The organism is Legionella cherrii (assembly GCF_900635815.1).
In the GTDB taxonomy this organism is placed as follows: domain Bacteria; phylum Pseudomonadota; class Gammaproteobacteria; order Legionellales; family Legionellaceae; genus Legionella; species Legionella cherrii.
In genome coordinates this window covers 2,228,206-2,253,243 of sequence record NZ_LR134173.1, presented here as the reverse complement: position 1 = coordinate 2,253,243, position 25,038 = coordinate 2,228,206, and the positions used below count along the sequence as shown (strand labels likewise).

Here is a 25,038-nt window from a genome sequence, read left to right as displayed (position 1 = left end):
GATAGCCCTTCTCATAAAGCCATCATTTTAAATCATCCATAGCATGTCGCATGGAATAAATTAAATCTGCTCCCGCTTGCAATATATCATTATTCGTATTGTAAGCATCCAGAATTCGCGTAATGAGGGCTGCCCCCACAATAACACCATCTGCAAAACTGGCAACCTCTGCAGCCATTTCAGGTGTTTTTATACCAAACCCCACCATTAAAGGAAGTGTGGTTTGTGTTTTTCGGTGTTGGTATTGCGATTTTAAAGATGAAACATCCAGATCCGATCCAGTAACACCCTTTAAAGAAACATAGTACAAATATCCTTTGGCATATTGATTAATTAATGCCATTCGCTCATCTGAAGTCGTAGGCGAACACAGAAAGATACTGTATAAACCATATTTTTGCCAGACTTTTGCTACATCTTCACTTTCTTCTGGAGGCAAATCTACCAGAATGGTTCCATCCACACCCACTTCTGCTGCCTGTTGTGCAAAAAGCTCATAACCAAAATGTTCAATCGGATTTAAATAGCCCATTAGAACAACGGGTGTTTCTTGATCTTGTAATCGAAACTCTTTCACCATGTTCAATACGGTATGGCAATGCACATCTTGAGCAAGTGCACGCTCCATTGCTCTTTGGATAACAGGGCCTTCTGCCATGGGGTCAGAAAATGGAATACCCAATTCTATAATATCAGTTCCGGCTCTTACCAATTCATGCATCAGTTTAACCGTGGCCTCTGGATAAGGATCTCCAGCTGTAATATAAGGACTAAGCATTTTTTTGCCTTGAGATTTAAGGCGCATCAAAGTTTTATCAATTCGATTCATACGGTAATTCCATCAATTTGAGCCACAGTATGCATGTCTTTATCACCTCGACCAGATAAATTCACGATAATGCTTTGCTTCGTTGACATGGTTTTAGCAAGCTTCATTGCATAAGCAATTGCATGACTGGATTCCAGAGCTGGGATAATTCCTTCTACCAGCGTTAAGGTACGAAATGCATGCAATGCTTCATCATCATTAATTGCTTCATAAATGACGCGACCAGTATCTTTTAAATAGGCATGTTCTGGACCTACACCAGGATAATCAAGGCCAGCCGAAACAGAATGAGTATCCTTAATTTGACCGAACTCATCACAGAGCAAATAAGTCCGATTGCCATGTAAAACGCCCGGAGTTCCAGCAATTAATGAGGCAGAGTGTTGGCCGCTTTCTAACCCCTTACCTCCAGCTTCGACACCATAGATAGCAACGGTTGAATCATTCAGAAAAGGATAAAATAAACCGATTGCATTGGAGCCACCACCGACACAGGCCACCAAAGCATCGGGTAAATGTCCTGTTTTTTCTAAAAACTGAGCTCGTGCCTCAATGCCAATGACCGCTTGAAAATCCCGGACCATTTGCGGGTAAGGATGTGGCCCAGCAACCGTTCCAATAATATAAAAAGTATCATCAATATGACTGACCCAATCACGCATGGCTTCATTTAATGCATCTTTTAAAGTTTGTGAACCTGCGGTGACCGGAACAACTTCTGCACCTAACAATTTCATGCGATACACATTAGATGATTGACGCTTTATATCTTCAGCACCCATGTATACGACACATTCTAAACCTAATTTAGCAGCTACTGTTGCTGAGGCAACACCATGTTGACCTGCACCTGTTTCGGCAATGACACGAGTTTTTCCCATACGTTTGGCAAGTAGCGCTTGCCCTACCGTATTATTAATTTTATGTGCCCCAGTATGGTTCAAATCTTCTCGTTTTAAGTAAATTTGGGCACCACCTATTTCCTTGCTTAAACGTTGTGCATGATAAAGGGGGTTAGGCCGTCCTACATAATCTTTTAATTCAGCATCAAGCTCAGCTAAAAAATCAGGATCTTTTCGATATTTTTCATAAGCCTCTTCCAATTGCTTTAATGCATACATCAAAGTATCTGCTACAAAAATACCACCATAGGGACCAAAATGCCCGCGCTCATCAGGAAGCTCTTTTTTATTCATGAATCTACCTTCATTAACTTCTCAAAAGTGTTGTTTGGGTGCAGCATAACCCGGGTTCAGAGGACTAATTTTCCAGGTTTCGCAGCCCCAGGCTACTGTAATAATTTCTGCATAAATCGACTCATTTTGCCATGATCTTTAATTCCCTGCGACCTCTCAATACCACTGCAAAGATCTACTGCATAAGGGTGACATGATTTAATTGCCTCAAGTACATTAAACTCATCCAATCCACCAGCCAATATAAAAGGCTTTTCAAGCTCTTGGGGAATAATATTCCAATTAAAAACACATCCAGTCCCCCCCCTCACTGTCTCAGAAGGTGTATCCAACAATAAGGCACGTGCTGACACAAAATTTCGAGCCGCCTGATGAATGTGTTCCGCTGAATCGGAATGTATCGCTTTAATAAAAGGTTTCTTAAATTGTTGGCAAAACTCCTGGGTTTCATCACCATGAAACTGCAATAATTGGATGGGTAATTCCTCTAGTATTTGATGAACAAAATCTTGCTCGGGATTAACCAAAACAGCAACGGAGTCTACAAATGCAGGAAGATCTTTTAATAATAATTTGGCTTGTTCTATAGAAACACAACGAGCGCTCTTTGAATAAAAAATCAACCCTATAGCATCAACACCTAGATTAATAGCATGTGCGATATCTTCTCTACGCGTCATTCCACACATTTTGACTCGTACACGTGCCAAATTCAATTATTTCTCCAAAAGAAAAGAAGGCCCTGGATTATTCTGTAATATAGAAAATTCCTGAGGATAAGTCACTTGCACTAAATACAATCCATAGGCTGGGGCAGTTTCAGCGCCTAATCTTCTATCTTTTGCTTTTAATACCTCATCTACCCACGATACAGGATGTTTTCCTGAGCCTACTGCAATTAATACACCAGCAATATTTCGAACCATATGATGTAAAAAAGCATTGGCAGTAATATCAATTATTACTAAATCACCCATGCGGCTAACCTGTAATTTGTGGATATTCCGCATAGGTGTATTCGACTGACACTCAACGGAACGAAATGAAGTAAAATCATTCTCTCCCAATAAAACCTGGGCTGCCTGATGCATCTGTCGGTGATCTAATTGCCTGTATTGCCAAGTAACATTACTTCGGAATAAAGCAGGTCGAATAGCATCATTATAAATGACATAACGATATCTTCTTGCAGTAGCAGAATATCTTGCATGAAACTCTTCCGACAACTCTTTTCCCCACTTAACGCAAATATCTTTAGGTAGGAAAGAGTTTGCACCATGAATCCATGCTCGGATGCTACGTACCTTATCGCAGTCGAAGTGAATTACTTGATTAGTAGCATGTACACCAGTATCTGTCCTACCTGCACAAACAACAGAAATAGGACTATCTGCTACTTTAGATAAAGCATGTTCTACGGCTTGTTGCACTGTATGCAAGCCTGTTTGTGCTTGCCAGCCATGATACTGGCTACCATCGTACTCAAGCACCAAGGCAATACGCATTGATTATTCCTGATAAAAGGGCCAATTTATAATACAGTATATGTTTTGTCTATACCTTAACATAATTGATTTACAAGTTTATTAATTATTATAGTAATTTCTCTTGTTCTAAACTCTGATTTTTAATAATTATGTTATTGTTTATGGTTCTTGCGAATCAATCCATAGCCTGTTTCGATCGAATCAACTTCCAACCATTTTATTGATTTATTTCATTCAATTATGATACTTTCTCATGCAGCAATTAATCATTATCAATAATTGTGCTGCATTTACTATAACGATTATTTAAATTTTGAGACTCATTATGAAATGGAATTTAGTTTATCCAGGTATCACCGCTTTATTATTGGTCTGTCATAGCCAATCTTTTTCTAAGAATATTGAAAGCATACAAAATCCACTACCACAATCTATTTTCAATGCTCAAGGTAATTGGTTTTTAGCTCTTGGAGGAGGAGCCCAATTTCCTGAGTTACATTCTCACATGAAAGTAAATAATGGTTCAGAGTTTCCTTCTCCTTATGATTATGATCAATTTTCAGTCACTAATGATAATGGAGGAGTTATTGCTGCATCAGCCGGTCGACGTTGGCAAAATAATAATTTCTGGTTTCCTTCTTACTCATTAAGTGTCTTCTGGCAGTATTTTTTTAAAACTCAAATCCAAGGTGAAATTACACAATATTCCTTACCCGAATTTACTAACTACACCTACAACTTGGATTTTACTTCAAATCTTTTATTAGCATCAGGAAAAATTAATCTGTTTCGATATGGGGCATTTTCACCGTATATTAATGGAGGAATAGGAAGTTCATTCAACAGAGTCTCTAACTATCGTGAAGAAGCATTTACTGATGTTACTCCAAGAGTCAGTCCTGGATTTAGGGACTCGAATACCAGTGAATTTGCATATAACGTGGGTGCTGGTATTGATGTGCAATTTTTTCCTCAACTTATTTTTTCAGTAGGTTATATTTATCAAGATTTAGGCCCTATTTCCTCGGGTAATGGGGTTAATACATGGGCTGAACAATCCTTAAATCCTGGATCTTATCGAGCAAACGAAGTTTTAGTCACCGCAACGTATCTTTTTGGTGTAGAAAAACCCTTTATAAAATAATAGCTAATAAAAAATAATGGGGATTTTTATTGATAAAACTTCTTTTACAGATGCATTCTTTAAACGAAACCTATCTTGATTAATAGAATGCTAATGATCAGGGGCCTTCGTAGGCCGAGTTCGCGCAGCACCCGTCATCCCGAGCATAGCGAGGGATTTCCGCTCAGTAGCAGGTTGCTATTATGGGAGATCCCTAGTTGCACTCGGGATGACAACCAAGGTTCTAGCTCAAAAAATATTCGCGGAGTTAACGAAATACGATTGAATCACTAGTGTTGTTATAAAGTAAAATTATCATTATTCTCGTTACTCGAATCCTCATCAATATTTACACGCGGTATTTGCTCTTTAAATGACTTAAAGTTAAATGACCTTTCAGTTTTATGAACATTGTTTCTTTCCTCTATTTTCTCAGAAACTTTACTGAGTTGGTCATCAACATCAGATCCTTTTGTCCTTTGAATTGCGTCATATAGTTCTCGTGTTACACTAGATTGACCTCGTGACAATCCAGAAATATGACTTTTGAGTGCGTGCAAATCAGAAAAATGCTGCTCTTGTAAGTATTTCAAATTGGCAATGTCATTTTTATGCGTTTTTGGATCGAGATAACTTATAACATCTGAAACAGTTTCCATAACCTTGGCTACTTGTATGGAATCTTTTAATTGACTGATTTGCCTTTCTTTAACTTTAATTTGTTGTGCCAGATCTGCAAGTTGATTTTTTTCCCCTATAGTCGGATTACGAGGCACCAATATCTGTTTTTCTACTTCCTTCCAGGTATCCGGCTCAAGATTAAATTCATCAGGGGCATTGGGATCAATTTCCTGTTTAAATTTAAATGTTTCTGGCTCTAATTCTGTTCTCGTGTATGTCTCGTAAAAGCTACCCTTTAAGGTTCTAACCCGCTCTTGCAAGTCCAGCAACTCCAAATTGAACCTTTCAATCTGCTGCAATTTTGCTCTCATGATATTCCCTCACCATAAAGTATAAAAATCATTCATCCATCCTTTAATTATAGTCCATTCATATTTTGAAATGATTATTTTTTAAACAGGTAAGTTGCGGGGAAAATTTTTTTGTGGCGTAGCCTTGTAAAAAAAGCCGTAAATCCTCGTCATCCCAGGAGTAGCAAAGGATTTATATGCAGTAGTACGATGTTCCGATGGGGATGCCAGGCTGCGCCCGGGAAGAAAACAGCAAAATTAGGATTTCCCTTTGATCTCATCAATTAAACTTTGTGCTTCTGCCTTTTGTGATTGACTTCCGTGCTCCATGACTTCATTTAAAGAATGCAATGCAGATTCTATATCTTCCATACCTATATAAGTTCTGGCCAGAGCTAACAGTGTATCTAATGCTTTTTTGTTCTTTAATGAGGACAGATTTTGGGTTTCATCCTCTTTTTGTGGTGGTAAATCGACAGGAACAGAAGGAACAAACTCCACACTATTTCCATCCTCGCTGATTTGCTCTTGAAAATTATTTTCTTTGGGAGCTGGATTCGTTGTAAGTACATGGTGTAGACCTGATTCAAATTCCAAAAGATTATCTTCCTGAGTTATATCACTACTAGGGTTTTTGTCTTCATCTGTCTGAGAAGATGGTTTATTCTCATTTTCAGTCGGGGTAATTTCCAATAATTGCTCATCATTTGTTGTTGTGGATTGAGGTTCAATCGCAAGAGAATTTCTTTCTGCAAACTCATCAACCGACTCTATATTTAATCCAGGCCCAGGGGTTGATTCGGGCTCAGGGGCTAACTTAGGCTCAGGGGTTAACTCGGGCTCAGGGGCTAACTTAGGCTCAGGGGTTAACTTGGGCTCAGGGGTTAACTTGGGCTCAGGGGTTAACTTGGGCTCAGGGGTTAACTTGGGCTCAGGGGTTAACTCAGGCTCAGGGGTTAACTCAGGCTCAGGAGTTAACTCAGGCTCAGGGGTTAACTTGGGCTCAGGGGTTAACTTGGGCTCAGGGGTTAACTTGGGCTCAGGGGTTAACTTGGGCTCAGGGGTTAACTCAGGCTCAGGGGTTAACTCAGGCTCAGGGGTTAACTCAGGCTCAGGAGTTAACTCAGGCTCAGGGGTTAACTCAGGCTCAGGGGTTAACTTAGGCTCAGGGGTTAACTTAGGCTCAGGAGTTAACTTAGGCTCAGGGGTTAACTCAGGCTCAGGGGTTAACTCAGGCTCAGGGGTTAACTCAGGCTCAGGGGTTAACTCAGGCTCAGCAGTTAAATCAGACTGTTTTAATTTGGTTTCTGGCGTTACTTCCTGCTGTGGTTCTTGCGTAACCATCCCTTCTTTCATACTAATAATGGACTGACTCGAAGAAGATGTTAAGGTAGATCTATCCGCTGCTGAAGAAGGAGCCACTCTTCTTTTTGCTTGCTCCGATCGTTTTAAATAGAAATAAGCAGCAAGACCACCAGCGCCTCCACCAATAAGTAACAGTATGACTAAAAGCCAAAATTCGGAAGATGAATTGTTGGCTGAGTTCATGGAACTTGCTTGTCCTGCAATTGCCATTCGCTCTTTCATCATGGTTTGAATTTGGTTATGTATTAATCGAAGTTCTTTATCACGTTCATCCAATTGACCTTGCAGTTTTTTATTTTGTGCTTGTAAAAAACTCAATTGTTCTGTCAACAGAGCATTAGACTCTCTTAAGGAATCTACTGCAGCAGTGGTTATTGATATTTCAGCCTTGAGTGTCCTGTTTTGTTCTGGACTTACTTGTTTCGGAGTCACCAAAGACGGAATTGAAGACAAAATATTGTCGGGCATAGAAGCTTCGGTCTCAGAAAACTTTGGTACAGGGGGTATTTGAGAGTACTCAACCGTCGCGGCATTGGATGTTTGTCCTGTCATATAGGGTGGAGCCAACACATGATTGATCGTTGTTTTTTCATTCCATGACTTATCATGAGCCATTACTTCAACTGTAGCTAAATCAGCTGGTACCTCGAGGAACTCTTGGGCAGAAGGAATTTTAAGGCGAACACCTGTTTTTAATCCATTTAAATTCCCATCAATAAATGCCCCAGGATTTGCTCCCACAATTGCAAGAACAATTTGCGGTAAAATTGCGTCTGAAGTTTTATATCTTTGAGCAATTTGCCATACATTTTCATTGGACACTGTAGGACCATAAATTGTTTTTTTCTTTTTCTCGCCAGACTCACCTTGATATTCTCCAGAAGAGGCCGTTGTATTCTGTTGATAGTTTGAGAACTTCCTCTGATAAGTTAAACCACTTTGCGCCATAGTACTCGTTAATTTATACCCTGGTGGATCTAACAAAACAGTATAAACTTTAAAGATTTGTCCTTTAGGCCAGTTTAAGTCCACAATAAGCTGCATATAAGGTTCTGTCATCCGTTCGTTGGAATGAACTTGTATAACAAATCCGTGTTTATTTTGTCTCAAATCGAAAAAAAGAGCACCAACCGCTTCAGAACGCTCAATCCCCAAACTTTGGTAGCTTTGTGGATCAGCAAGCCCCACCCTGATATTTGACAAAGAAATATTGTGGACATCAATTAGCGCAATCTCAGCAAGAAAAGGCTGGCCTAAAGCTGACTCTATTTTCATTTCACCTAAACCAAGTGCATAAACATATATAGGCACCGTCAGTGAAAATAAGGATGAAAATAAAGCAGTTTTTTTCAATCAGAGCTCCATGCCCTTGGCGGGTTGAAGAAAGGAAATTGGTTTTTAAAAAAAATTAACATTATTTCCTAATCTATTCAAGCAATTAGAACTTTATTGAACATTTAATATAGAAATACTTCAATTGTAAATTCCTATTTCTGAATTATCGCTTATTATTCCTATTTTTCTACAAAATAGTTGAGTCACTCCTTTAAAATTTCTGACAAAAATGAGCTTCCCATATCAAGAAGAATGATTAATAATAGAATGAATTGTTTATTGATAGTAGGGATAAGAAATCATGGAGTTCACTAAAATTAATCCGCTTGCTTTGGGAATCTCTATTAGTATTCCATCAGCAATTGCTTCATTTTTTATGGGTCTAGCAGCATTTGTTTTTTTTGCTGATAAACCCATTGTAGGCATGGTTGGAACTATGTATTTATCCTATAATCCCTCTCTGGCTAATGCTGGCCTAGGTGCAGCTATAGTACTCATCAACACATTCATTAGTAGTTATATTGTTGCATGGATATACAACTTTCTACTTGATTACATTAGATAAGTGTCGTTTCCCGAGTTTGATCCTGGTTGTGTGCAATACCATGATAATTGGACGCTATATAACACTCTTCAATCGAAATAAAATCATACCAGCAAGTTTGCAATAACATTAAAGTCTTGTAGCCCATTTCGATATTTGTTGCAATGAGTTGATCTAAAAGTAATTGCAATTGCTCCTGCTGATGTATTGGTTGTTTTGCTTTCGGTTTTTCTTTACACATTTTGGCAAACATATTCTGAAACCTTTCTTCTACCATTCTTGGAACCGTAGAATTACCATCAAAAATACGATGGTCCGCACTGATGGATACCGGCAGCATATCTTTAGGTTCGAATGATTGAGTATCTTTTTGCCAAACAAGTTTTCGGTCAACTTCCATTATAGTAAATCTCATGGCCTCGGTTTTGCGAAGAGGAGCCATAGATTGCGTATAGCCAAACACGCCAATATTACTTAGCGTAATATAGGGAGTTCCTGCAAGTGGATATGGATAAGTATTATAAGCATATTCATAAACCATATCTTTCATGAGCTGTTGTACTCGTGGATTTGTTTTTTCTAGTTGCTCGCGTTTTTTATAACAATAAACCATCATAGACACTATAGTTCGAATTTTTGCGGATAATTCATAAAAACTAAGATTATGACAATTTTCAAAAACAATAGTCCCTAAATGATCACCACAGCCTGGTAACATAACAACCAGACCAACATAAGCCTCTTTGGTTTGAAAGATTTTTCTAAAACTTAAATAATTTCTATGATGATCGGATATGGTCATCCACGAACTAACAGCCTGCAACATCAACGTAGTCAAAGTCTCTGAAGCAAATTTTTTATTAAAAAAATCGAGGCAGGAGATATCGACACTAAACTGTCCTGTCATGGTTGGATCACTTGGACCATCCCACTGAGTCATGAAGACTTTTCGAATGGGAGTCATTTCCACTTCCCGATTTGATTCGGTATAATTTTGAACTCTTGGTAATACCTCATCCGCAAATTCAATAAAGTTTTTCCAATTTTCACTAGGTTGGAGATTCACTTTGCTGAGTTGCTGCGTATGTTTTTTATTGAGAGACTCTTTAAAATAAATGACCCCTTCGACGCCTAATAAAGCACATACAGAAGACATATATTTATATTGCATAAAAATATTGGTTATCAATTGTTCTTCCAAATAAGCAATTTTTGGCCTTATTTGGTCAACGTCTGGCAATCCAATATCACGATATAAATCTGCTTCGCAAACATGGCGATGTTCATCTTCTAGAATTGTTTTGAATACTTTTGGTGCCACACCATATCGATGCAAACTCTCAAAAATTTCTTCGATCCATCCTTCACCAATAAGATTAAGCAACATAATCGCTACTTTGGGACACGTCTCATTACGTATATAGTTACAAATAATTTCGATCTGAGGACTGTATGGAGGTGGAGAGGCATAAGGCGCGCACAGCATATAAACAATTTTAGTAAATACTAAACCATGAAATATTTCGTCTAGTAATTGTTGACGCATGCGTTCTCTGTATTCCGCAGTAGACATTTTGGATTCAAATTTAAGAGGAATTTGAACGGCTAATACTTCGAGCTGTGCTAAAAGTGAAAATGTATAAATATAAAAAAGTTTGTCAGATTGAAGCTCAAAAGGTAAACCATCGCAAAATAACTCATTTATCCTATTTTTAATGAGTTGTTTCTCATCTGCAGTAATCTTGTTCCACCCTTCTAAAATCCATTTTTCAGCACCCCAAGATGGTCTAAGTAATTCAGTTAGTTCATCCACGATATTTACCATAAAATCAATGATTTTCCAGTATAGACACAGCAAGCTCATGAGTCAATCATACTTCTTCAGTAAACCTTTTGCGTCATTTATGCTCTTTCTCTTTGCAATTACAACATTTCATCCTTATGAATGCACATTTTTAATTTATCCCAGCTATGCAACCACTTCCCATGACTAGAATAATGATTAATAATGGAATTGGTTATTATGAAGAATAAGGTAATTATCATGGCATTTGGGAAAATAGATCCCGTTTCCTTAGGCGTATCTCTTGGCGTTCTCTCTGGAACATCTACCTTTTTTATGGGATTGATGATTTTAATTTTTAACACTGGGAAGCCCTTTAATGGCACGATGGGGGCAATATACATTACCTATGATTTTTCATTTCTCCAATGTTTGCTGGCTGGAATAGCCGTATCGGTTAGTACCTTCATTGGAAGTTATATCGTAGCTTGGGCTTACAATTTATTGAGACACAGGGTTAATAGCTAGCGCAACCACGCTATGCAAGAAATGATTGGGCGCTGAGGAATGACGCTAGCCCCATTAATCCTATTGCATTACCACCCCCTCTAATTCATAATTTATTACCTTGCTTTTCTTCTGGGTAACTATGTCAGCATCTCTAATTGATGGAAAAGTCGTCTCTTCTCTTCGTCGAGATATATTGAAAGAACACGTACACGAGTTTTTAAAAAAAACACATCGAGCACCTGGCCTTGCTGTCGTTCTTATTGGCAACGATCCCGCTTCTACTGTTTATGTAGCGAACAAGCGTAAAGCTTGTGCTGAGGTGGGTATTAGCTCGCACTCCTTTGACTTACCTGAAGAAACAACTCAAGAAGAATTACTTAAGCTTATCGATGATTTAAACCACTTTGATCACATTGATGGAATTCTCATTCAACTCCCATTACCCAAACATATCAATGAACGAGTAGTTATTGAACACATCAAACCAGAAAAGGATGTTGATGGATTCCACCCCTATAATTTAGGACGGCTCGCTCAGCGTAATCCATTACTTCGTCCATGTACCCCGCTGGGTGTGATGAACTTATTGAAACATTATCAGATTGAGGTTAAACGAAAGCATGCGCTTGTGATTGGCGCATCGAATATTGTTGGTCGGCCTATGAGTTTAGAATTACTACTGGCTGGAGCAACAGTCACAATTGCCCACAAATTCACCCAACAATTAGAAAAATTGGTACACATCGCTGATCTGGTTATCGTAGCAACAGGGAAAATGGATGTTCTTGATACCGATTGGCTTCATAAAGATCACATCATCATCGATGTTGGTATTCATCGATTAGCAGATGGCAGTATTCGCGGCGATGTAGATTTTAAAAACGCAGTAAACAAAGTTTCATGGATTACACCGGTACCAGGAGGTGTAGGGCCTATGACTATAGTGACATTGCTTGAAAATACACTTAAAGCCGCAACTCTAAGAAATAGATAGTGTGCAAAGCAAGCACTTAAAGGTTATTTGCCCTGGGTTAAACGTCTAGGCCGGGGTCAAAATAATTATTTGTCTAAAATATCCCAATCAAAATCACCACTCAACTCATCAAAATCATCTTTAAACTCTTCTTTTAAACGTTTACGCTCTAGCTTTTCTTCGAGCATACGTCTCACGTTCTTTCGATGATCTGAAGAGTCAATATCGTCATCATAATTATAATCAGAGAATGATTGGTCATCATAATCTTCGTGAAGTCCCATAGCTTTCCCCTTTTATACTGTCTTAAAAAGAGTATAGTAGACAATCATTAAAAATGTTTTAGGAACCACATGCTCAGTTATCAACACGGCTATCATGCAGGAAATTTTGCAGATGTAATCAAACATATTGCTTTAACACGTCTTCTGGACTACCTAATTCGTAAAGAAAAGCCCCTATTTTATCTTGAAACGCATTCAGGAAAGGGTTTATATGATTTAAAAAACAAACAAGCTGAAAAAACACAAGAATACAAACAGGGTATTGAATTGGTCTGGTCGGAACGAGATTCACTTCCTCCTGTTTTTCAAGACTACATTCAAGTCATTAAGAAGCTTAATCCTACTCATGCTTTAAGATCCTATCCCGGTTCGCCTTTTTTAACCATAAATAAATTACGGGTACAAGATAGAATGTATTTTTGCGAGCTTCATCCTAGGGAATTTGAAGCACTGAACCAATTGCATCGCTTGAATAAAAAGGTACATTTTAGCAATACTGACGGCATAGTAGCGATGAACGCATTACTTCCTCCGCCAGAAAAGAGAGGGCTGATTTTTATTGATCCTTCGTTTGAAGTAAAAGAAGAATATAAAGAAATTCCCATTGCAATAAAACATGCTTATTCGCGTTTTGCTACAGGAGTGTTTTGTCTTTGGTATCCATTGGTCAATAAAAAATTAACGGATAAACTCAATAGAGGTATGAAAGAAATTAACGCCAAAAATAGTTTACACATTGAGTTTAGTCTGACATCAACTTCCATCGAGGGTATGACTGGTTGTGGTCTATGGATAATCAATCCCCCTTTTACCTTAGCTGAAGAAATGCAAATAGTATTAAACTCACTGAAAGTTTATTTTAATCCAGGTGTTTCCTCTTACCTTATTGAGAGCCATTCATGACTATTGTTCCTATTCCTGCTTTTTCAGATAATTATATTTGGTCGATTGTTGACAAAACCACAGGCTTATTTGACTGCGTAGATCCAGGTGACGCAGAGCCAGTATTGCAATTTGCTCAGGAAAATCAGCTAAAATTGCGTGCCATCTTATTAACTCACCACCATCAAGATCATATTGGTGGTGTAAGTCAATTACTCAAGGCCTATCACTCCTGCACAGTGTACGGTCCCAGTGATCCACGCATTCCCAATATAGATACTACGGTGCAAGAGAATCAAATTATTAACGTGGGAAAATGTGTTTTCAAAATTTTATTCAATCCAGGACATACCTCAAGCCATATTAGCTATTATGAACCTCAGCAAAAATTATTATTTTGCGGTGATACACTTTTTTCAGCGGGTTGCGGGCGTGTTTTTGATGGAACTTTAGAGCAATTGCATCAATCACTAAATCTGTTTAAAGCATTACCTCTCACCACAAAAATATTTTGTGCCCATGAATATACCCAACAAAATTTACGCTTTGCACAAACAGTAGAACCTAATAACTCTACGATTCAAAAATACTTGCAAAAAATACAAAACTCACCCTATTCCTGTACCCTTCCGTCAACGTTAGAACAAGAATTATTGATTAATCCCTTTTTACGTACTGATCAAGCAGAAGTGCAAAAATACGCATTGACACATGGAGCGACATCAAAGAGCTCATTAGAAATATTTAGAGTTTTAAGAGAAGAAAAAAATTCATTTAAATAATTTAACCAAAAAGGATTAATTTGGTTCTTTATGGATTAGTTGAATGCAAAAAGGGTTTAATCCTATAACTAATTTTAGTAAACTCGATACCCAATAATATTCATAGGTAATAGCCATTGAAAATTAAGTTTTTCAAAATAAAAGATTTTTTATTCTGTTTACTCATTTTTTTTGGTATTACTAATGGGTCATTAGCACTTGCAGCGCCTGATGTATGGGAAGTATTACGCAATGAATTCTCTTTAAATCATGAAACGTCACGAGCTGAAGTACAAGCGCAAATTAGATGGCTGGTTGCTCATCCGAGCTATCTTCATAAAGTATGTCGTCAATCCGAACCCTACATTTATCATATAATTGTTGAAGTAAAAAAAAGAAAGCTTCCTGGTGAATTGGCCCTACTCCCCATGATTGAAAGCGCTTTTGACCCTTTTGCATACTCTGGAGCTGGTGCTGCTGGATTATGGCAATTAATGCCACGTACAGGAGCAGGTTTAGGCTTAAAACAAGATTGGTGGTTTGATGCCCGACGTAGCATCAGCTCATCAACTGATGCCGCACTAAGCTATCTGATGTATCTCAATAAATTCTTTAATGGCAATTGGGTATTAGCCATAGCAGCTTATGATGCCGGAGAAGGCACGATTGATCGGGCGATCAAAAGCACAGGGAATCGCTCAGTAAATTTTTGGGAATTACCTGTTCCAAGTGAAACTCAAATTTATGTTCCACGCCTATTTGCCTTAGCGGAAATCATAAAAAATCCAGGTCAATATCATTTAATATTGCCTGAAATTCCCTATCTTCCTTATTTCCAGGAAGTAAATATAGGAAGCCCAATTGATTTGAATCACGCTGCAAAAATGGCGGGGATTAGCTATAGAGAGTTAATTAAATTAAACCCAGGATTTAATCGTTGGACCACTGATCCCCATAAACCGATTAAATTGCTTATTCCCGCGCAGAAAGTACACCAATTCATTTTAAATCTTGCCAATCTTCCTGAGGAAAAACGGGTAAGCTGGGAAAAACATACCGTGCAACCGGGAGATAGCCTAGACAACATTGCCGTTCGATATCACACAACAGTTAGTTTAATAAAACAATTAAACCAGCTAACAACTGATCAAATTAGCCCCAATCAATCCATTTTGATCCCCAGTACCAAAAATGCTCCTGCTGTTGTTAAAAAAGAACCCGCTGCTGCGACCATCCCCTTGGAACATCAAATAGCAGCGGTACGAAATCATCGTGTCATTCACATTGTTCAGGAAAATGATACGTACCAAAAACTGGTAAAAACTTATGGTGTCAGTCCCCAAGATATTCAGGCATGGAATAAATTAGCAAGCAATCAACCATTACAAAAAGGGCAACAACTTTTGATATGGAAAAAAGTAAATCAACCCATTCAATATATTGTAAAAAAAGGCGACAGCCTTAGCGCCATTGCCCAACAACATAAAACCAGCATAGAACGTATCATTGCATTAAACCCAGGGCTTAAGCGGAATGACCCATTATATTCTGGACAAAAATTATTCGTTGGTTAGTTTTGTCTTAGGAAGAACTAAGAAGATTTTTTTTGATTTTAGGTTTTTATCATTCTGATCCTTAAATAGGCGGATCGTTTTTATGAACTCCACAATTGTACGTTATTAACAATTATTTTTCATTTCTGGTATAAAGCAAGGAGGAGAGCACAAAAACTTGTGTTATAATCAAAGTAACTTATTTTATTGTATTTAAGATATATGAAATTACTATTTGATTTTTTTCCTATAGTTTTATTTTTTATAGTATACAAATTTTTTGGTATCTATACCGCGACAGCTATTGCTATGATTGCCTCTTTAAGTCAGGTAGCTTTTTACAGATTAAAATTCCAACATTATGAAAAAATGCATTTAATAAGCCTCGCCATCATCATGGTTTTGGGGGGGGCAACGCTTTTCTTCCACAATCCCTGGTTTATTAAATGGAAACCAACAGGTATTTATTGGCTCTCGGCTCTTGCTTTTTTCAGCTCGGGTTATATTGGAAGTAAGCCATTAATCCAAAAAATGATGGAAGCCAACGTAACACTCCCTGGAAAAATATGGCATAGGCTTAATATGGCATGGGTATTATTTTTCCTTTTAATGGGTGCAGTAAATATTTATGTTGCCTATAACTTCAATACTGATGCCTGGGTTAACTTTAAGTTATTTGGTGGGGTTGGTTTTACTCTGCTTTTTGTGTTAATTCAAGCTTTTTATCTTACAAAACATATGGATGAAACCGGCCTTGAAAAACAATAGGAGCAAGAATGAGACTATTGCTAGTTGAAGATGACGAGTTACTTGGTGATGCGGTTAAAACCGGCTTAACCCAGTTTGGCTATATTGTAGATTGGCTTAAAGATGGTGAAGCCGCTCGTGCCGCTTTAAAATCTGAGTCATTTGAGCTAATTATTTTAGATTTAGGTTTACCTAAACTCTCCGGACTCGCATTATTACAAAGTGTACGACATGATGGCAATCCTACTCCCATTATTATTCTAACTGCTCGCGAATCAGTCGAAGATCGAGTAAAAGGCTTGGATAGTGGAGCAGATGATTACCTGATAAAACCCTTCGACCTCAATGAACTCAGTGCACGAATCAGAGCTCTGGTCAGACGGTCACAAGGTCGTGCTGATTCAGTTCTGCAATATAGAAATATTACCCTGGATCCGGCTGCTCACTCAGTATTCGTTGATGATGTTTTAGTTAATGTGCCACGCAGAGAGTTCGCACTCTTACAAAAGCTTCTCGAAAACAGCGGGCAAGTTTTATCCCGCGAACAACTGATGCAAAGCATTTATGGCTGGGAAGAAGATGTAGACAGTAATGCATTGGAAGTTCATATACATAATTTACGTAAAAAGCTTAATGCCAACTTTATCAGGACGATAAGAGGTGTTGGATATATGGCAGAAAAAAATGATGGTATAGCTGTATCGTGAAATCATCTATAAGAAAATTTCTTCTCATAAATCTATTGTTGGCAATTACTATAACGACCACATTAACTGCTATAGGTAACTATTACCTGGATCAAAAAGACATTCAAGATCACTTGGACAGTTTAATGGCCGTTTCTGCTCTTTCATATCAAGCGTTATTAGGTGATGATCTTCATGAGCGCCCTCTGTCTAAAATTCAAGAAGCACTTGAAACGATCCCTCAAAAAATTGATACCTACTATCAAAAACGATTTTTGAATGAAGAACCTCCGGAAAACTACCTGGATAAGTTTAATTTTCAAGTTTGGACCAATGGTGGAAAATTATTGTTACACTCGTCTTCAGCCCCCAAAATCCCTTTAACCTCTGAAGTAGATGGGTTTAGTGATAAAAAAATATCAAAACAAGATTGGCGTGTTTTCACTACCTACAATGATAAAGCAGGAATCCGTACTGTTTTAGCCGAGCGTTACGATACACGAAATGAACTGGGTCATCGAATCGCGCAAGATGATCTCTACATTATGCTTTTAACTTTTCCATTATCTGGTTTGCTAATTTGGATTATTATTGGTCGAGGATTAGATAGCTTAGATAAAGTGGCCGAAGAGGTAGCCAACCGTGCTCCCAGCCATCTTGAGCCTGTTGATTTGCATGAGGTACCTGAAGAAATTAAGCCGGTGATCGATGAGTTAAATAAATTGTTCTTTAGACTTAAAGAAGGATTTGAACGCGAAAAACGATTTGCTGCTGATGCAGCACATGAATTACGCACACCTCTGGCTGCACTTAAAACCCAAGCACAAGTTGCATTGCATTCTAATGACGTGGAAGAAAAAAACCAGGCATTACAAAAACTTATTGCAAGCGTTAATCGCAGTACCCATATAGTCCAACAATTACTAACTATGAGTCGACTTGTACCCGAAGCGGCTCATATGGAAGAAAAGGATGAAGTCAATTTAAGCAGGCTAACCCGCGAAATACTTGCCATGCTTGCACCAGCTGCTGTGGAAAAACAAATTGACCTTGAATTTGAAAGCGATGCTGAAAATTTAACTGTTTATGGCAACTCAACTGCGCTGGGAATATTAATTCGTAATCTTGTAGATAACGCGATACGTTACTGTAATGAACATGGTCGGATTATAGTGCGTTTAGCTAAACTGCAAAATGAGATAATGCTTGAGGTCAGTGATAATGGACCAGGTATTCCTCCAGAATTGCAATCGCGTGTTTTTGAACGTTTCTTCCGCGTCCTCGGAAACAAGAGCCCAGGCAGTGGTCTTGGCTTGGCCATAGTTCAACAGATTGCCGAGTTACATGGTGGAAGACTCATGTTGGATACTCCAAAAGAAGGCACCGGTTTAATTGTAAGATTTTTTGTTCCTATCGAGGAAAAATAAGGTGAACCTTTTATTTTCTGTAGCCGAATTAATGTAGCGTAATCCAGGCTAAAAACACTTAAACAACCATTTGTTACCTTATCGAACCGCCAAAACTTGTAGTGCATCACGAATTAACTGTTCACAACTTTTAGAGCCATCATTTATCTTATTGACTGCTTTTAATGCCTCTTGAGGCTTATAGCCTAAGGCTTCTAAAGCACTCACTGCTTCATCTGGCCCATTCATCAGAGGAATCGCTTTACTCAGTGAGTTAGAAACGGAGCCAGAAAATTGTTTTATACTGTCACGCATTTCAACAACCAAACGCTCCGCAGTTTTTTTACCTATACCAGGCAATTTCATTAAAAAAGAGGCATTTTCCTGTTGAATGCATTGTATAAACTCATTCGGAGTAGTACTAGAAAGTATCGACATAGCGACTTTGGGGCCAATACCATTTACCTTAATTAACGCTCTGAACAACTCTCTTTCTTGTCGCTCTAGAAAACCATATAACAATAAAGCATCCTCACGCACTACTGTATGTATATGTAATCCTATAGAACCATTGATGCTTTCTAGTTGAAAAAAGGTATTTAATGAAGTTTCAACATCGTATCCAACGCCATGGACATTAAGAACCAATTTTCCTGGTTGATGCTTATCTATAATCTGCCCATCCAACCAACCAATCATCTCTTCCGTCTCCTCAATCCTCGTCTGCCAATTACAGATGATAAATTATGACGCATATGACTATGACATATTGCTATAGCCAATGCATCCGCAGCATCTTTTTGTGGTGCCTTATTCAATGCAAGAAGATGTACAACCATATGGCTTACCTGAGCTTTTTCTGCAGCCCCATAACCAACCACCATTTGCTTGATTTCACGCGCTGAATACTCACTTACTTTCACGCGATGTGATGCTGCAGCAACCATCGCCACGCCGCGAGCATGCCCTAATTTTAACGCTGAATTGGGATTTTCATGCATAAATATCTGTTCGATCGCAACTTCGGCTGGTGAATAATGATCCATTAATTGACAAATACCATCATAGATTTGCAATAATTTTTGACTTAACTCACTATCTGGATTAGTACGTATACAGCCACTATCAATGTATTCGATTTTACGGTCTGATTCTTTTATCAGACCGTATCCGGTTATCCTTGATCCGGGATCTATCCCTAAAATAATGCTCATTAATTCATTGATTCTAATAATTTTTCTGAAAATTCAGCATTGCTATATACCTCTTGCACATCATCGAGGTCTTCCAGCATATCAATTAACTTTAAAAGACTTTCTGCTGAATCATCGTCGATAGGGACTAAAGTTTGTGCCCGCATGGTTAAATGAGATTGTTCAATTTCCAGGCCTGCCTCTGTTAGCGCATTTAATACACTATGATAGGCCTCAACAGGAGTAATTACTTCAATTTGTCCTTCATCTACAGAAACATCACTGGCTCCTGCATCTATCGCAATTTCCATAACCTGTTCTTCAGACTGACCAGATGCCATCAAAATCTCTCCCTGATTGGTAAAGAGATAAGATACTGAACCGTCCGTTCCCAAATTGCCACCATTTTTCGTAAATGCATGACGCACTTCGGAGACAGTTCGATTTTTATTATCAGATAAACAATCTACCAGAACCGCAACTCCGCCAGGTCCATAACCTTCGTAACGCATTGCGGTCATTGCTTCGCCATCAAGTCCGCCAACACCACGTTTGATGGCATTATCAATTGTATCACGCTTCATATTTGCACCAAGCGCTTTTTTAACCGCATCTCTTAAACGCGGATTGGAGGACTCTTCCCCTCCTCCCATACGTGCTGCTACGGTAATCTCACGAATTAATTTAGTAAATATTTTTCCACGTTTTGCGTCTTGAACCCCTTTACGGAATTTAATATTTGCCCACTTACTATGACCTGCCATAATACTACCTCAAAACCTTATTTAATTTTGTATAAATTATACATGCTCTTTTGTTAAAAAGAATAACTTAACTTTCATTTAGGCTCGACATTTTTAACTTTTTTAGACTATAGTAGCCACCAACATTAAGTTTTTAATTTTTGAAATGTAGCCTTGATGCTTTATTTGCCCCTATCATCCCGAATTACATTCTGGTGTTCCCTCGTTGACTTGGGATGACGAATACAAACATCTAAGCTATTCAATGAATCATAAACGCTAAAGGAGATCAACAGTGTATTTGCAAGGATTTGGTAATCATCATCAAACTGAAGCAGTTCCAGGTGCTTTACCCACCAGCCAAAATTCACCACAACACTGTAACTTAGGGCTTTATGCTGAACAATTAAGTGGAACGGCCTTTACTCGTCCAAGGCAAAATAATTTGCACAGCTGGCTTTATCGAATACTACCTTCTGTAGTTCAAGGCAACTATCAAGCCTATGAAATGGAACTGTTTAAACCCTATCATGCAGAACAGTCACCTAATCCCTTACGTTGGTCTCCCATAGATTTATTTAAAGAAGAGGATTTTGATTTTGTAGAAGGAATGTTCCACCTTGCTGGAAGTCAACATGTGAATGCATATCTTTATCATTGTACTCGATCCATGCAAAACAAATACTTTGCTAATAATGATGGAGAAATGCTTTTTGTTCCTTACTCTGGCGAAATTAATTTACACACTGAATTTGGAAAATTAAATATTTGCCCTGGTATGATAGCCGTCATTCCCCGCGGTGTTAAATTCAAAATGGAGCTTGTTGGTCCTGAAACCAAAGGATACCTTTGTGAAAACAACGGTAATCCGCTGACTCTGCCTCAGTTAGGACCTATAGGCGCAAACGGTTTAGCTAACCCTCGACATTTTCAATATCCACTTGCTGCATTTGAACAAGGTATTACTGAAGTCACTCTGATCTGTAAGTATCAAAATAAATTATGGACAGCAAAATGCAATCACTCTCCGCTTAATGTAGTAGCCTGGCATGGTAATTATGCACCCTATTGTTATGACTTGAGTTTATTCAATACAATTAATTCGGTAAGTTTTGATCACCCAGATCCAAGTATTTTCACAGTATTAACATCAGAAAGTGATACACCCGGCGTAGCCAATTTAGACTTCGTCATTTTCCCTCCTCGATGGATGGTTGCTGAGCATACCTTTAGACCTCCTTACTACCATCGTAATTACATGAATGAGCTCATGGGCCTTGTTCGAGGTGAGTATGATGCAAAAAAAGAGGGATTTTCTCCCGGTGGAGTAAGTATTCATAATTGCATGACACCCCATGGGCCGGATCAAATAAGTTACGAAAAGGCTGCAACACAAAAACTTAAACCTGAACTTTATTTAAATACCTTAGCCTTTATGTTTGAAACAAAGGACGTATGGCAAGTTACGGAACAAGCAATGCGTATTCCTCAGATGCAAAAAGATTACGCAAACTGCTGGCAAGGGCTTAAAGCAAATTTTGAGTGTCCGTAAATCAGGCTGAGAAAAAACCGAACTAATACATTAACCTAACTCTCTCCCGCAAGCGGGAGAGGTTCTTTAAAACAAATCTTCCTGCGTTAATCCCATTTTTTCCAACAAACCACGCAATGTCTTTAATGCTTCAACTTGAATTTGACGAACACGTTCTCTTGTTAAATCAATTTCCTTACCCACATCCTCCAGAGTTGCTTTTTCAAAACCCCTCAGGCCAAATCTTCTTGCAATAACCTGCTGTTGATTTTCAGTCAATTTATCCAATAAAGATTCTATATGTAAGCGTAAATTTTCATTGGTTAAGAGTTCTGCAGGATTCACACTGTTTTCATCAGCGATCGTATCCAATAGTGATTTATTTTCATCAAAGCCTATGGGGGTATCTACAGAAGTTACCTTATCGTTTAACCCCAGCAGTTTTTGCACATCCTCCAGAGGCTTATCAACCATTTCCGCAATTTCTTCGGGTGAAGGCTCATGATCTAATTTTTGGGTGAGTTGCCTTGCCGCCCTAAGATACACATTCAGCTCTTTAACTACATGGATAGGTAAGCGAATTGTTCGGGTTTGATTCATGATTGCACGTTCAATCGTTTGCCTTATCCACCATGTCGCATAAGTGGAAAATCGAAAACCTCGTTTCGGATCAAATTTCTCTACGGACTTCATTAGCCCCAAATTGCCTTCTTCAATTAAATCAAGAAGCGGCAACCCACGATTAAGATAACGACGTGAAATTTTAACGACCAAACGTAAATTGGACTCGATCATTTTTTTTCGGGCAGCAACATCCCCCTTCAAAGCAAGGGTTGCATAATGCACTTCTTCTTCAGCGCTAAGTAAAGGAGAAAATCCGATTTCGCTCAAATACAGTTGAGTCGCATCCATCATTTTTAGAGCATTTTTGCCACGAAAAGTAGGAAATGCGATATCATCAGTAAAATCATGAAGCTCTTCATCTTCATCATCTTTTTCAAGAAGCGAATCAATGTCTTCAGCCATTAAGAGCGATTCATCGTCTGGTTCAGTCCATTCCCCATCCTTAAGTTCCGGTTCTTTAATTGACTCATCGTCTTCGTGCATTCTTTTTCACCTATAGTGTTAGTCATGTTGCGAAATTTATTCCATAACTACATTATACTTCAAAACAAAGATTATTGTTGCTATAACTATAAGCTATCTGTCAACCTTTTTGTAGATAATTCAAAGGATTGACTGGTATACCCGATTTTCTGATTTCAAAATGAACACCGGTATATTTACGATCTACAACCCCAACTTCGGCAATAATTTGCCCTGCTCTTACATGTTGTCCTTCGGAAACCATAATTTTTGAGTTATTCCCGTAAGCAGTTAAATAACCGTAATTATGTTTGATAATAATTAAGTTACCATAACCAGCCAGGCCACTTCCAGCATAGGCGACTACCCCAGCTGCCGCAGCGATTACCTTCTCTCCTTTTCTAGAAGCAATATTTATGCCTTTTTTACCTTGTTCAGGGACAAAGGAGGTAACTACACGCCCACTCACAGGCCACAACCATCCTGAAGGAGAACGAGCAAATCGGTTTGCAGGCGAATGAATGACATAAGGCCTTGTTGGAGGTCTCATGGAGTAATGCCTCATTGGAACGCTTCGATGAACTGTTTGCCTGTGCCTTGGAATAATACCTTGTAAGTTGATTACCTGCCCAACCCTTAATGAGTAGGGGGGGCTTATATGATTCAAGCGTGCCAGAGTTCTATAATCCGTATCATAACGAAATGCAATGGAAAAGAGTGTATCTCCATGTTTTACAACATAAACTTTTTGTTGGCGCCAGGGATTCCATTTTAACTCAGTGACAGGAGCTAAATTGCTACCACATCCAACTAAGGTGATGACGAGGAAAAGACATAATAATCTTTTGCAAAATGTACCTATCATTTATTACCTCAAACACAATTGTTTTATTCGATGCGGATCCCATTGAGCCAATTGGCTAATTGATCAAACATTTTGTAATTCGTCATATCCAAATGAAGTGGTGTAATTGAAACATACCCTTCGCTTATTGCATAAAAATCAGTTCCAGGACCTGCATCTGCTTGTGGTCCAGGCAAGCCTATCCAGTAAATAGGACGTCCTCTGGGATCCCGGTCTTTCACAATAGGTTCCGCGCTATGCCGAGTTCCTAAGCGAGTTACTTGCAAACCCTTTAATTGATGTAATGGCATATCAGGAACATTAATATTTAAAATAGTTTGTGACGGAAGGCTGTGTTTGCTCAATTTCATCACCAAATGTTTGGCAATAATAGCGGCTGTTTCATAATGTTGAATGTTATCTCCCACCATAGAAATCGCAAGAGCAGGCAAACCCAAATAGCGCCCCTCCACTGCGGCAGCTACAGTGCCGGAATAAAGAGTATCATCCCCTAAGTTAGCACCATCATTTATTCCAGAAACAACCATGTCAAATTGAGTATCTAAAAGACCGGTTATTGCTAGATGTACGCAATCAGTCGGTGTACCTTCAACACTATGATAACCGTTGTCCAGTTTTTTGACTTTTATGGGTTGAGACAGAGTTAAAGAGTTACTTGCTCCGCTTCGATTTCTATCTGGCGCAACCACATCAACAGTCACACAAGTTGATAATTCTTTTGCCAGCACATTAATTCCGGGTGCAAAAACTCCATCATCATTACTTATCAATACATTCATTTTTAACTCGTTGGTGATTCAAACCATTTTACTACTGCCAAATGATCCGTTAAGTCACTTTTGTTTTTAGTTAACTCGGCTTGTAAATTGGTATTAGTAGCCCCAGTTTTTAATTGTTCCTGCTGCTTTGCTATGGTTTCCTGCAAAGCCAGTATTTTTTTCCCAAAACCTTGGGGACTGAGCTGTAATTGATAAGCCAGTTGGTTCATCCGATTGGCAAGGGCTTCGAGTTGGTCGCAGGTCAAGCCCCGTGGTTGTCTTTTTGGACAACTCTTTATCGCTTGTTGCAATTCATTGGGGTGCGATTTGTAATAATGTTCATTGCTTTGCGAACATGATGTCACTCCTAAAATTACGAATAGCACTGCCAAATATTTATTCATACTCAACCTATTATAAACTACAA

The 25,038-nt window shown here is 38.5% G+C and carries 26 protein-coding genes; 11 read left to right on the top strand and 15 right to left on the bottom strand.

Translation table 11 applies throughout. From position 1 onward, the window contains the following. Positions 1 to 22: 22 nt before the first annotated feature. The 4 genes from trpA to truA form a co-directional block, all read right to left on the bottom strand. Positions 23 to 829 (bottom strand): tryptophan synthase subunit alpha, encoded by an 807-nt coding sequence (gene trpA / locus EL022_RS09500; RefSeq protein WP_028381905.1) that lies wholly within the window; start codon positions 827 to 829, stop codon positions 23 to 25. Beyond that, on the bottom strand, positions 826 to 2,025 hold the full coding sequence (gene trpB / locus EL022_RS09495) for a tryptophan synthase subunit beta (RefSeq protein WP_028381906.1): 1,200 nt from the start codon (positions 2,023 to 2,025) through the stop codon (positions 826 to 828). Before trpB ends, trpA begins: the two co-directional genes overlap by 4 nt. Before the next feature lie 92 nt (positions 2,026 to 2,117). Beyond that, entirely contained in the window at positions 2,118 to 2,741 is a 624-nt protein-coding gene (locus EL022_RS09490) for a phosphoribosylanthranilate isomerase (RefSeq protein WP_028381907.1), read from the bottom strand. Beyond that, positions 2,742 to 3,530 carry a tRNA pseudouridine(38-40) synthase TruA gene (gene truA / locus EL022_RS09485; RefSeq protein WP_028381908.1) on the bottom strand — a complete coding sequence of 263 codons (789 nt, stop codon included), beginning with the start codon at positions 3,528 to 3,530 and terminating at the stop codon, positions 2,742 to 2,744. It lies immediately after the preceding gene. 307 nt (positions 3,531 to 3,837) lie between these two features. Between truA and EL022_RS09480 the strand changes: the two genes are divergently transcribed. Further along, positions 3,838 to 4,656, top strand: coding sequence for an outer membrane protein (locus EL022_RS09480; protein ID WP_028381909.1), 819 nt, complete (start codon positions 3,838 to 3,840; stop codon positions 4,654 to 4,656). Positions 4,657 to 4,934: 278 nt separating this feature from the next. On the opposite strand, the gene EL022_RS09475 is transcribed toward EL022_RS09480, so the two are convergent. Both EL022_RS09475 and EL022_RS09470 read right to left on the bottom strand, forming a co-directional pair. Next, complete coding sequence (locus tag EL022_RS09475; RefSeq protein WP_028381910.1) at positions 4,935 to 5,627, bottom strand: hypothetical protein; 693 nt, start codon at positions 5,625 to 5,627, stop codon at positions 4,935 to 4,937. Positions 5,628 to 5,864: 237 nt separating this feature from the next. Continuing rightward, complete coding sequence (locus tag EL022_RS09470; protein WP_197718058.1) at positions 5,865 to 8,324, bottom strand: FimV/HubP family polar landmark protein; 2,460 nt, start codon at positions 8,322 to 8,324, stop codon at positions 5,865 to 5,867. A gap of 283 nt (positions 8,325 to 8,607) precedes the next feature. Here EL022_RS09470 and EL022_RS09465 point away from each other — a divergent pair, with 283 nt between their 5' ends. Beyond that, the gene (locus EL022_RS09465; RefSeq protein WP_028381911.1) at positions 8,608 to 8,871 is read left to right on the top strand and encodes a hypothetical protein; all 264 of its coding nucleotides are present in this window, start codon (positions 8,608 to 8,610) and stop codon (positions 8,869 to 8,871) included. Here EL022_RS09465 and EL022_RS09460 read toward each other — a convergent pair. Next, positions 8,864 to 10,714, bottom strand: coding sequence for a 2-oxo acid dehydrogenase subunit E2 (locus EL022_RS09460; protein ID WP_241972151.1), 1,851 nt, complete (start codon positions 10,712 to 10,714; stop codon positions 8,864 to 8,866). The two genes, EL022_RS09465 and EL022_RS09460, sit on opposite strands and share 8 nt — an antisense overlap. Positions 10,715 to 10,873: 159 nt before the next feature. On the opposite strand from EL022_RS09460, the gene EL022_RS09455 reads away from it, so the two are divergent. Both EL022_RS09455 and folD read left to right on the top strand, forming a co-directional pair. After that, positions 10,874 to 11,161: a hypothetical protein gene (locus tag EL022_RS09455; RefSeq protein ID WP_237761271.1), complete on the top strand. Its 288-nt coding sequence runs from the start codon at positions 10,874 to 10,876 to the stop codon at positions 11,159 to 11,161. Positions 11,162 to 11,282: 121 nt separating this feature from the next. Then, positions 11,283 to 12,137: a bifunctional methylenetetrahydrofolate dehydrogenase/methenyltetrahydrofolate cyclohydrolase FolD gene (folD, locus tag EL022_RS09450; protein ID WP_028381914.1), complete on the top strand. Its 855-nt coding sequence runs from the start codon at positions 11,283 to 11,285 to the stop codon at positions 12,135 to 12,137. A 65-nt stretch (positions 12,138 to 12,202) separates the two neighbouring features. On the opposite strand, the gene EL022_RS09445 is transcribed toward folD, so the two are convergent. Next, positions 12,203 to 12,400, bottom strand: a complete 198-nt coding sequence (locus EL022_RS09445; RefSeq protein ID WP_028381915.1) for a PA3496 family putative envelope integrity protein — start codon at positions 12,398 to 12,400, stop codon at positions 12,203 to 12,205. Between the two features lie 69 nt (positions 12,401 to 12,469). Between EL022_RS09445 and EL022_RS09440 the strand changes: the two genes are divergently transcribed. From EL022_RS09440 to EL022_RS09415, 6 genes are all read left to right on the top strand, one after another. Next, positions 12,470 to 13,303 carry a 23S rRNA (adenine(2030)-N(6))-methyltransferase RlmJ gene (locus tag EL022_RS09440; protein WP_028381916.1) on the top strand — a complete coding sequence of 278 codons (834 nt, stop codon included), beginning with the start codon at positions 12,470 to 12,472 and terminating at the stop codon, positions 13,301 to 13,303. Further along, a complete protein-coding gene (gene gloB / locus EL022_RS09435) occupies positions 13,300 to 14,064 on the top strand; it encodes a hydroxyacylglutathione hydrolase (protein ID WP_028381917.1) in 765 nt (254 codons plus the stop codon). The genes EL022_RS09440 and gloB overlap by 4 nt, the downstream gene beginning before the upstream one ends. 116 nt (positions 14,065 to 14,180) lie before the next feature. Beyond that, positions 14,181 to 15,617: a lytic transglycosylase gene (locus tag EL022_RS09430; RefSeq protein WP_028381918.1), complete on the top strand. Its 1,437-nt coding sequence runs from the start codon at positions 14,181 to 14,183 to the stop codon at positions 15,615 to 15,617. A 201-nt stretch (positions 15,618 to 15,818) separates the two neighbouring features. Next, on the top strand, positions 15,819 to 16,364 hold the full coding sequence (locus EL022_RS09425) for a septation protein A (protein ID WP_028381919.1): 546 nt from the start codon (positions 15,819 to 15,821) through the stop codon (positions 16,362 to 16,364). Positions 16,365 to 16,372: 8 nt separating this feature from the next. Beyond that, a complete protein-coding gene (locus EL022_RS09420; protein WP_028381920.1) occupies positions 16,373 to 17,050 on the top strand; it encodes a response regulator in 678 nt (225 codons plus the stop codon). Next, positions 17,047 to 18,456: an ATP-binding protein gene (locus EL022_RS09415; protein WP_058387604.1), complete on the top strand. Its 1,410-nt coding sequence runs from the start codon at positions 17,047 to 17,049 to the stop codon at positions 18,454 to 18,456. Before EL022_RS09420 ends, EL022_RS09415 begins: the two co-directional genes overlap by 4 nt. A 78-nt stretch (positions 18,457 to 18,534) precedes the next feature. Here EL022_RS09415 and ruvA read toward each other — a convergent pair whose 3' ends face one another. Genes ruvA through EL022_RS09400 form a run of 3 tightly spaced genes read right to left on the bottom strand, consistent with a single transcriptional unit; the run spans position 18,535 to position 20,392 of the window. Continuing rightward, positions 18,535 to 19,134, bottom strand: a complete 600-nt coding sequence (ruvA, locus tag EL022_RS09410; protein WP_028381921.1) for a Holliday junction branch migration protein RuvA — start codon at positions 19,132 to 19,134, stop codon at positions 18,535 to 18,537. Beyond that, entirely contained in the window at positions 19,131 to 19,649 is a 519-nt protein-coding gene (gene ruvC, locus EL022_RS09405) for a crossover junction endodeoxyribonuclease RuvC (RefSeq protein ID WP_028381922.1), read from the bottom strand. Before ruvC ends, ruvA begins: the two co-directional genes overlap by 4 nt. Continuing rightward, entirely contained in the window at positions 19,649 to 20,392 is a 744-nt protein-coding gene (locus EL022_RS09400; protein WP_028381923.1) for a YebC/PmpR family DNA-binding transcriptional regulator, read from the bottom strand. The genes ruvC and EL022_RS09400 overlap by 1 nt, the downstream gene beginning before the upstream one ends. Before the next feature lie 274 nt (positions 20,393 to 20,666). On the opposite strand from EL022_RS09400, the gene hmgA reads away from it, so the two are divergent. Then, the gene (hmgA, locus tag EL022_RS09395; protein WP_028381924.1) at positions 20,667 to 21,923 is read left to right on the top strand and encodes a homogentisate 1,2-dioxygenase; all 1,257 of its coding nucleotides are present in this window, start codon (positions 20,667 to 20,669) and stop codon (positions 21,921 to 21,923) included. Between the two features lie 66 nt (positions 21,924 to 21,989). On the opposite strand, the gene rpoS is transcribed toward hmgA, so the two are convergent. From rpoS to EL022_RS09375, 4 genes are all read right to left on the bottom strand, one after another. Then, positions 21,990 to 23,009 carry an RNA polymerase sigma factor RpoS gene (gene rpoS, locus EL022_RS09390; protein ID WP_028381925.1) on the bottom strand — a complete coding sequence of 340 codons (1,020 nt, stop codon included), beginning with the start codon at positions 23,007 to 23,009 and terminating at the stop codon, positions 21,990 to 21,992. 100 nt (positions 23,010 to 23,109) lie between these two features. Continuing rightward, positions 23,110 to 23,853, bottom strand: a complete 744-nt coding sequence (locus EL022_RS09385) for a peptidoglycan DD-metalloendopeptidase family protein (RefSeq protein ID WP_028381926.1) — start codon at positions 23,851 to 23,853, stop codon at positions 23,110 to 23,112. Positions 23,854 to 23,876: 23 nt separating this feature from the next. Further along, entirely contained in the window at positions 23,877 to 24,632 is a 756-nt protein-coding gene (surE, locus tag EL022_RS09380) for a 5'/3'-nucleotidase SurE (protein WP_028381927.1), read from the bottom strand. Between the two features lie 2 nt (positions 24,633 to 24,634). Continuing rightward, complete coding sequence (locus EL022_RS09375) at positions 24,635 to 25,015, bottom strand: hypothetical protein (RefSeq protein WP_028381928.1); 381 nt, start codon at positions 25,013 to 25,015, stop codon at positions 24,635 to 24,637. Positions 25,016 to 25,038 lie beyond the last annotated feature (23 nt).

Bases quoted from the DNA above. Each gene is read 5' to 3' on its own strand.
- EL022_RS09475 (WP_028381910.1), bottom strand. From the start codon at position 5,627: ATGAGAGCAAAATTGCAGCAGATTGAAAGGTTCAATTTGGAGTTGCTG.
- surE (WP_028381927.1), bottom strand. From the start codon at position 24,632: ATGAATGTATTGATAAGTAATGATGATGGAGTTTTTGCACCCGGAATT.
- EL022_RS09480 (WP_028381909.1), top strand. From the start codon at position 3,838: ATGAAATGGAATTTAGTTTATCCAGGTATCACCGCTTTATTATTGGTC.
- EL022_RS09420 (WP_028381920.1), top strand. From the start codon at position 16,373: ATGAGACTATTGCTAGTTGAAGATGACGAGTTACTTGGTGATGCGGTT.
- EL022_RS09445 (WP_028381915.1), bottom strand. From the start codon at position 12,400: ATGGGACTTCACGAAGATTATGATGACCAATCATTCTCTGATTATAAT.
- rpoS (WP_028381925.1), bottom strand. From the start codon at position 23,009: ATGCACGAAGACGATGAGTCAATTAAAGAACCGGAACTTAAGGATGGG.
- EL022_RS09385 (WP_028381926.1), bottom strand. From the start codon at position 23,853: ATGATAGGTACATTTTGCAAAAGATTATTATGTCTTTTCCTCGTCATC.
- EL022_RS09460 (WP_241972151.1), bottom strand. From the start codon at position 10,714: ATGAGCTTGCTGTGTCTATACTGGAAAATCATTGATTTTATGGTAAAT.
- truA (WP_028381908.1), bottom strand. From the start codon at position 3,530: ATGCGTATTGCCTTGGTGCTTGAGTACGATGGTAGCCAGTATCATGGC.
- EL022_RS09455 (WP_237761271.1), top strand. From the start codon at position 10,874: ATGAAGAATAAGGTAATTATCATGGCATTTGGGAAAATAGATCCCGTT.
- EL022_RS09465 (WP_028381911.1), top strand. From the start codon at position 8,608: ATGGAGTTCACTAAAATTAATCCGCTTGCTTTGGGAATCTCTATTAGT.
- EL022_RS09375 (WP_028381928.1), bottom strand. From the start codon at position 25,015: ATGAATAAATATTTGGCAGTGCTATTCGTAATTTTAGGAGTGACATCA.
- ruvA (WP_028381921.1), bottom strand. From the start codon at position 19,134: ATGATTGGTTGGTTGGATGGGCAGATTATAGATAAGCATCAACCAGGA.
- EL022_RS09400 (WP_028381923.1), bottom strand. From the start codon at position 20,392: ATGGCAGGTCATAGTAAGTGGGCAAATATTAAATTCCGTAAAGGGGTT.
- ruvC (WP_028381922.1), bottom strand. From the start codon at position 19,649: ATGAGCATTATTTTAGGGATAGATCCCGGATCAAGGATAACCGGATAC.
- EL022_RS09440 (WP_028381916.1), top strand. From the start codon at position 12,470: ATGCTCAGTTATCAACACGGCTATCATGCAGGAAATTTTGCAGATGTA.
- gloB (WP_028381917.1), top strand. From the start codon at position 13,300: ATGACTATTGTTCCTATTCCTGCTTTTTCAGATAATTATATTTGGTCG.
- trpA (WP_028381905.1), bottom strand. From the start codon at position 829: ATGAATCGAATTGATAAAACTTTGATGCGCCTTAAATCTCAAGGCAAA.
- trpB (WP_028381906.1), bottom strand. From the start codon at position 2,025: ATGAATAAAAAAGAGCTTCCTGATGAGCGCGGGCATTTTGGTCCCTAT.
- folD (WP_028381914.1), top strand. From the start codon at position 11,283: ATGTCAGCATCTCTAATTGATGGAAAAGTCGTCTCTTCTCTTCGTCGA.
- EL022_RS09425 (WP_028381919.1), top strand. From the start codon at position 15,819: ATGAAATTACTATTTGATTTTTTTCCTATAGTTTTATTTTTTATAGTA.